We start from the raw sequence: 6333 nt of genomic DNA, 5'->3' as shown, positions 1-6333 counted from the left end.
ATCGGCAGCGACTCGGCCAGAAGCATCGCACCGGTATCCAGCCCCTCGTCCATCTGCATGATGGTGACGCCGGTCTGTGCGTCACCCGCCAGCACTGCGGCATGGATCGGTGCAGCGCCACGCCAGCGCGGCAACAGGCTGGCGTGGATATTGATACAGCCGCGCCGGGGTGTCGCCAGCATGTCCGGGGGCAGCATCTGCCCATACGCGGCAACAACGGCAACATCGAGATCAAGGCTGCGGAAATAGGCTCTTTCGGCATCGTCGCGACGCAGACGTTCCGGCGTCCGAACCGACAGACCGAGCCCGTCGGCCGCCTCGTGAACGGGGCATTTGTGAATTCCGATGCCCTCGCCCAACCGGGCGCGGCGGCTGGCAATAGACCGCAAACCACGTCATGGCCTGCGCCATGCAGCGCCTTCAGCGCCGGAACCGCAAATCCCGGCGAGCCCATGAAGACCAGACGCATCAGCGCGCCGGCTTTCGGGCCGCCTTTTCGCGCAGATCCTTCGCCAGCTTGCGCAGGATCATGTTCCGCTTGAGCGCCGAGAGATGGTCCACGAACAGGACACCATCCAGATGATCGATCTCATGCTGGATACAGGCGGCCAGAAGTCCATCAGCCTCCATAATCCGCTTCCTGCCGCCCTCGTCCTCGAACGACACGCTGATCTGCCCCGGCCGGATCACCTCGGCGTATTGTCCCGGCAATGACAGGCAGCCTTCCTCGCGCGACACCAGCTCCTCGCTGCGGCGCAGTGATTTCCGGGTTGATCATGACGATGGGCTGTCTCTGGTCATCCGGCGCCAGATCCATGACCACCAGGCGCAGCGACACACCGATTTGCGGAGCCGCAAGACCGATGCCCGGCGCGCGATACATGGCCGCGAACATCCGCGGAACCAACTCGGCGACCTCGTCGCGGTCGGCGCCGACAATCCGGCGCGCCTTCATGCGCAGCCGCTTGTCGGGCACGATCAGGATCTCGGGGATACCGGCATCGGCAATATCGGTCGTCACGCTCATCCGCGCCATGTAGCCCTGCCGCTCCGCCCGATCAATCGGTACTTGCATAGGCCGCGATTTATGCCCATTTCGGTGTGCGAAACGCCGTTCGGGTTTCGCTTGTCTCGCTCGAAAGGAGGAGGCTTTGACCACTCGCGTTTTTACTTCGCCCCTGTTTCTGGGCTTCGATCATCTGAGCAGGTGATTGAACGTGCCGCAAAGGCTTCGTCGGAGGGATATCCGCCCTACAACATCGAACAACTGAGTTCGACGAGCCTGCGCATCACGATCGCTGTCGCCGGATTCACGATGGATGATCTCCAGATTACACAGGAAGACAATCAACTGGTGATCCGCGGCCGGCAGAATGACGACATGCAGGGACGGATCTTCCTGCATCGCGGGATCGCCGCACGGCAGTTCCAGCGGGCTTTCGTTCTCGCCGAAGGCATCGAGGTCAAGGGAGCATGGCTGGATAATGGGCTCCTGCATATCGACCTCGCACGGCCGTTGCCGGAAGCGAAAATCCGGACGATCGCCATCAAGAAAGGTGCTGGCGGCCAGAATGGCGCCAGCACGGCACGCACGCTCGATAGCGACGCGATTGCATCGCGTGTGGTCGCCGTGAACTCCAGGAGGGTTCCTGACATGAACATCAAGGCCCACGACGGCATCGCCGATGATGCGCCGTTCCAGGCGTTTCTTGACCCGCATCATATTACCGAGTCGCAACTCGCCGATCTCGGGCTCCAGGAAATCGCGTATGTCCGCCCAATCATGACGCCGTCCGGCCCGGCATTTGGCGTATTCGCCGCCAACGGGCGTGCCGATGGCCGTCGCGGCCGACAACAACGTCGCCCGAGCAGCGATCGTCCAGCACGAACTTGCTCCGGTCTCGTCCACTGAGGCTTGAGAGTCAACGCAAGTCGAATGCGGATATATCCTCAACCCTTGGAAAGCCGCTCCGGTCGGGTGGAAGCACCTGACCGGGTGATGCTCTAATTATCAATATCATAGAGCGCGACATCCGATCTGGATGGATCGGAAAGTGCTCTAGGCGGCGAACATTACGCCGACGGGGCAACCCACGCCCGTCCCGCCGAGCCCGCAATAGCCGTTCGGGTTCTTGGCCAGATATTGCTGGTGATACGCCTCCGCGAAAAAGAAGGTGGGCGCGGGAGCAATTTCCGTGGTGATCGAGCCGAAGCCAGCCGCGGAGAGCGCTGATTGGTACGAATCGCGGGATGCTTCGGCAACGCTCAACTGCGTATCCGACATTGCACAGATGATCGAACGATATTGCGTGCCGATATCACCGCCCTGGCGCATACCCTGCGTCGGGTCGTGGCTTTCCCAGAACACCCGCAACAGCGCCTGGAACGACGTCACTTTCGGGTCGAAGACAACCAGAACAACCTCGGCATGACCCGTGCGGCCGGAACACACCTCTTCATATGTCGGGTTCGGCGTGAACCCGCCCGCATACCCAACCGCCGTCACCACAACACCCGGGATCTGCCAGAATTTACGCTCGGCGCCCCAAAAACAGCCAAGCCGAACAGCGCGACCTCCGTTCCCGGCGGATAAGGTGCAGCAAGCCGGGCACCGCTGACATGGTGAAATTCGGGAACCGGCATTGGCGTCGCGCGACCAGGCAGCGCCTCGCCGGCGTCGGCATCCGTGTTTTCATCGACATCGGTCATGGCCATGATCCTCTCCAGCATTTTCATGTCCGGAAACCCAAGCCCGACAACAATCAGGCTAGCTCCGCCAATAGCGAGAATTGAGGGTCTCGCGGCTCGGCGTGGTCTGTCAACGGGATCGGATAATCGCCGCTGAAGCAGGCATCGCAATAGGCTGGCGCCTCCGCGTCGCGCCCGCTATGGCCCAAGGCGCGATAAAGCCCGTCGATCGAGATGAAGGCGAGGCTGTCGACTCCGATCAGCGCGGCCATTTCCGCCTCGCTGTTGCGAGCGGCCAGCAGCTTGGCCCGCTCCGGCGTGTCGATTCCATAGAAGCAGGAATGCGTGGTCGGTGGCGAGGATATCCGCATGTGAACCTCGCGTGCGCCGGCCGCGCGCACCATCTCCACAATCTTCTTCGAGGTGGTACCACGCACGATCGAATCATCGACCAGAACGGACCGTTTGCGCCTTAGGCGGCGGCCGAATTGGCCAATGGCTTCCCGCCGCCTAAATGGCGAAACGATGCGTACGGCTCGATGATTCGATCGTGCGTGGGTACCACCTCGAAGAAGATTGTGGAGATGGTGCGCGCGGCCGGCGCACGCGAGGTTCACATGCGGATATCCTCGCCACCGACCACGCATTCCTGCTTCTATGGAATCGACACGCCGGAGCGGGCCAAGCTGCTGGCCGCTCGCAACAGCGAGGCGGAAATGGCCGCGCTGATCGGAGTCGACAGCCTCGCCTTCATCTCGATCGACGGGCTTTATCGCGCCTTGGGCCATAGCGGGCGCGACGCGGAGGCGCCAGCCTATTGCGATGCCTGCTTCAGCGGCGATTATCCGATCCCGTTGACAGACCACGCCGAGCCGCGAGACCCTCAATTCTCGCTATTGGCGGAGCTAGCCTGATTGTTGTCGGGCTTGGGTTTCCGGACATGAAAATGCTGGAGAGGATCATGGCCATGACGATGTCGATGAAAACACGGATGCCGACGCCGGGCGAGGCGCTGCCTGGTCGCGCGACGCCAATGCCGGTTCCCGAATTTCACCATGTCAGCGGTGCCCGGCTTGCTGCACCTTATCCGCCGGGAACGGAGGTCGCGCTGTTCGGCCTTGGCTGTTTTTGGGGCGCCGAGCGTAAATTCTGGCAGATCCCGGGTGTTGTGGTGACGGCGGTTGGGTATGCGGGCGGGTTCACGCCGAACCCGACATATGAAGAGGTGTGTTCCGGCCGCACGGGTCATGCCGAGGTTGTTCTGGTTGTCTTCGACCCGAAAGTGACGTCGTTCCAGGCGCTGTTGCGGGTGTTCTGGGAAAGCCACGACCCGACGCAGGGTATGCGCCAGGGCGGTGATATCGGCACGCAATATCGTTCGATCATCTGTGCAATGTCGGATACGCAGTTGAGCGTTGCCGAAGCATCCCGCGATTCGTACCAATCAGCGCTCTCCGCGGCTGGCTTCGGCTCGATCACCACGGAAATTGCTCCCGCGCCCACCTTCTTTTTCGCGGAGGCGTATCACCAGCAATATCTGGCCAAGAACCCGAACGGCTATTGCGGGCTCGGCGGGACGGGCGTGGGTTGCCCCGTCGGCGTAATGTTCGCCGCCTAGAGCACTTTCCGATCCATCCAGATCGGATGTCGCGCTCTATGATATTGATAATTAGAGCATCACCCGGTCAGGTGCTTCCACCCGACCGGAGCGGCTTTCCAAGGGTTGAGGATATATCCGCATTCGACTTGCGTTGACTCTCAAGCCTCAGTGGACCGAGACCGGAGCAAGTTCGTGCTGGACGATCGCTGCTCGGGCGACGTTGTTGTCGGCCGCGACGGCCATCGGCACGCCGTTGGCGGCGAATACGCCAAATGCCGGGCCGGACGGCGTCATGATTGGGCGGACATACGCGATTTCCTGGAGCCCGAGATCGGCGAGTTGCGACTCGGTAATATGATGCGGGTCAAGAAACGCCTGGAACGGCGCATCATCGGCGATGCCGTCGTGGGCCTTGATGTTCATGTCAGGAACCCTCCTGGAGTTCACGGCCGACCACACGCGATGCAATCGCGTCGCTATCGAGCGTGCGTGCCGTGCTGGCGCCATTCTGGCCGCCAGCACCTTTCTTGATGGCGATCGTCCGGATTTTCGCTTCCGGCAACGGCCGTGCGAGGTCGATATGCAGGAGCCCATTATCCAGCCATGCTCCCTTGACCTCGATGCCTTCGGCGAGAACGAAAGCCCGCTGGAACTGCCGTGCGGCGATCCCGCGATGCAGGAAGATCCGTCCCTGCATGTCGTCATTCTGCCGGCCGCGGATCACCAGTTGATTGTCTTCCTGTGTAATCTGGAGATCATCCATCGTGAATCCGGCGACAGCGATCGTGATGCGCAGGCTCGTCGAACTCAGTTGTTCGATGTTGTAGGGCGGATATCCCTCCGACGAAGCCTTTGCGGCACGTTCAATCACCTGCTCAAGATGATCGAAGCCCAGAAACAGGGGCGAAGTAAAAACGCGAGTGGTCAAAGCCTCCTCCTTTCGAGCGAGACAAGCGAAACCCGAACGGCGTTTCGCACACCCGAAATGGGCATAAATCGCGGCCTATGCAAGTACCGATTGATCGGGCGGAGCGGCAGGGCTACATGGCGCGGATGAGCGTGACGACCGATATTGCCGATGCCGGTATCCCCGAGATCCTGATCGTGCCCGACAAGCGGCTGCGCATGAAGGCGCGCCGGATTGTCGGCGCCGACCGCGACGAGGTCGCCGAGTTGGTTCCGCGGATGTTCGCGGCCATGTATCGCGCGCCGGGCATCGGTCTTGCGGCTCCGCAAATCGGTGTGTCGCTGCGCCTGGTGGTCATGGATCTGGCGCCGGATGACCAGAGACAGCCCATCGTCATGATCAACCCGGAAATCACTGCGCGCAGCGAGGAGCTGGTGTCGCGCGAGGAAGGCTGCCTGTCATTGCCGGGACAATACGCCGAGGTGATCCGGCCGGGGCAGATCAGCGTGTCGTTCGAGGACGAGGGCGGCAGGAAGCGGATTATGGAGGCTGATGGACTTCTGGCCGCCTGTATCCAGCATGAGATCGATCATCTGGATGGTGTCCTGTTCGTGGACCATCTCTCGGCGCTCAAGCGGAACATGATCCTGCGCAAGCTGGCGAAGGATCTGCGCGAAAAGGCGGCCCGAAAGCCGGCGCGCTGATGCGTCTGGTCTTCATGGGCTCGCCGGGATTTGCGGTTCCGGCGCTGAAGGCGCTGCATGGCGCAGGCCATGACGTGGTTGCGGTCTATTGCCAGCCGCCGCGCCCGGTTGGGCGAGGGCATCGAATTCACAAATGCCCCGTTCACGAGGCGGCCGACGGGCTCGGTCTGTCGGTTCGGACGCCGGAACGTCTGCGTCGCGACGATGCCGAAAGAGCCTATTTCCGCAGCCTTGATCTCGATGTTGCCGTTGTTGCCGCGTATGGGCAGATGCTGCCCCCGGACATGCTGGCGACACCCCGGCGCGGCTGTATCAATATCCACGCCAGCCTGTTGCCGCGCTGGCGTGGCGCTGCACCGATCCATGCCGCAGTGCTGGCGGGTGACGCACAGACCGGCGTCACCATCATGCAGATGGACGAGGGGCTGGATACC

General features: G+C 61.9%; 7 protein-coding genes and 5 pseudogenes. 6 read left to right on the top strand and 6 right to left on the bottom strand.

Features of this window, described 5'->3' with window-relative positions; translation table 11 throughout:
* Together ACIDOCELLA78_RS96575 and def (ACIDOCELLA78_RS96570) are read right to left on the bottom strand one after the other, a co-directional pair.
* Positions 1-469: pseudogene (locus ACIDOCELLA78_RS96575) on the bottom strand (methionyl-tRNA formyltransferase); the annotation flags it as partial.
* Positions 469-1036 (bottom strand): annotated as a pseudogene (gene def, locus ACIDOCELLA78_RS96570) (peptide deformylase). The pseudogenes def (ACIDOCELLA78_RS96570) and ACIDOCELLA78_RS96575, both read right to left, overlap by 1 nt.
* 115 nt (positions 1037-1151) lie before the next feature.
* On the opposite strand from def (ACIDOCELLA78_RS96570), the pseudogene ACIDOCELLA78_RS96565 reads away from it, so the two are divergent.
* Both ACIDOCELLA78_RS96565 and ACIDOCELLA78_RS96560 read left to right on the top strand, forming a co-directional pair.
* Positions 1152-1653: pseudogene (locus tag ACIDOCELLA78_RS96565) on the top strand (Hsp20 family protein).
* Position 1654: 1 nt separating this feature from the next.
* Positions 1655-1912, top strand: a complete 258-nt coding sequence (locus tag ACIDOCELLA78_RS96560) for a hypothetical protein (RefSeq protein ID WP_374223272.1) — start codon at positions 1655-1657, stop codon at positions 1910-1912.
* A gap of 147 nt (positions 1913-2059) precedes the next feature.
* Here ACIDOCELLA78_RS96560 and msrA (ACIDOCELLA78_RS96555) read toward each other — a convergent pair.
* Positions 2060-2715, bottom strand: a pseudogene (msrA, locus tag ACIDOCELLA78_RS96555) (peptide-methionine (S)-S-oxide reductase MsrA).
* Between the two features lie 47 nt (positions 2716-2762).
* Positions 2763-3229, bottom strand: a pseudogene (locus ACIDOCELLA78_RS96550) (amidophosphoribosyltransferase); the annotation flags it as partial.
* On the opposite strand from ACIDOCELLA78_RS96550, the gene ACIDOCELLA78_RS96545 reads away from it, so the two are divergent.
* On the top strand, positions 3177-3602 hold the full coding sequence (locus tag ACIDOCELLA78_RS96545) for a hypothetical protein (RefSeq protein ID WP_374223273.1): 426 nt from the start codon (positions 3177-3179) through the stop codon (positions 3600-3602). The pseudogene ACIDOCELLA78_RS96550 and the gene ACIDOCELLA78_RS96545 sit on opposite strands and share 53 nt — an antisense overlap.
* Before the next feature lie 26 nt (positions 3603-3628).
* Positions 3629-4306, top strand: a complete 678-nt coding sequence (gene msrA / locus ACIDOCELLA78_RS96540) for a peptide-methionine (S)-S-oxide reductase MsrA (RefSeq protein ID WP_201729603.1) — start codon at positions 3629-3631, stop codon at positions 4304-4306.
* A 147-nt stretch (positions 4307-4453) separates the two neighbouring features.
* Here the strand turns inward: msrA (ACIDOCELLA78_RS96540) and ACIDOCELLA78_RS96535 are convergent, their stop codons facing one another.
* Positions 4454-4711, bottom strand: coding sequence for a DUF1150 family protein (locus ACIDOCELLA78_RS96535; RefSeq protein WP_201729602.1), 258 nt, complete (start codon positions 4709-4711; stop codon positions 4454-4456).
* 1 nt (position 4712) lies between these two features.
* The gene (locus tag ACIDOCELLA78_RS96530; protein WP_174502704.1) at positions 4713-5216 is read right to left on the bottom strand and encodes an Hsp20 family protein; all 504 of its coding nucleotides are present in this window, start codon (positions 5214-5216) and stop codon (positions 4713-4715) included.
* A gap of 116 nt (positions 5217-5332) precedes the next feature.
* Here ACIDOCELLA78_RS96530 and def (ACIDOCELLA78_RS96525) point away from each other — a divergent pair, with 116 nt between their 5' ends.
* Together def (ACIDOCELLA78_RS96525) and ACIDOCELLA78_RS96520 are read left to right on the top strand one after the other, a co-directional pair.
* A complete protein-coding gene (gene def, locus ACIDOCELLA78_RS96525) occupies positions 5333-5899 on the top strand; it encodes a peptide deformylase (RefSeq protein ID WP_201729630.1) in 567 nt (188 codons plus the stop codon).
* Positions 5899-6333, top strand: a 435-nt coding sequence (locus ACIDOCELLA78_RS96520; protein WP_283770878.1) for a methionyl-tRNA formyltransferase, incomplete at its 3' end; no start/stop codon positions are given. The genes def (ACIDOCELLA78_RS96525) and ACIDOCELLA78_RS96520, both read left to right, overlap by 1 nt.

Source organism: Acidocella sp. C78 (genome assembly GCF_907164655.1).
Note: the sequence above shows the minus strand (reverse complement) of the source record. Positions and strands in the feature narration are given on the sequence as shown.

Bases quoted from the DNA above. Each gene is read 5' to 3' on its own strand.
- def (WP_201729630.1), top strand. From the start codon at position 5,333: ATGGCGCGGATGAGCGTGACGACCGATATTGCCGATGCCGGTATCCCC.
- ACIDOCELLA78_RS96560 (WP_374223272.1), top strand. From the start codon at position 1,655: ATGAACATCAAGGCCCACGACGGCATCGCCGATGATGCGCCGTTCCAG.
- ACIDOCELLA78_RS96535 (WP_201729602.1), bottom strand. From the start codon at position 4,711: ATGAACATCAAGGCCCACGACGGCATCGCCGATGATGCGCCGTTCCAG.
- msrA (WP_201729603.1), top strand. From the start codon at position 3,629: ATGAAAATGCTGGAGAGGATCATGGCCATGACGATGTCGATGAAAACA.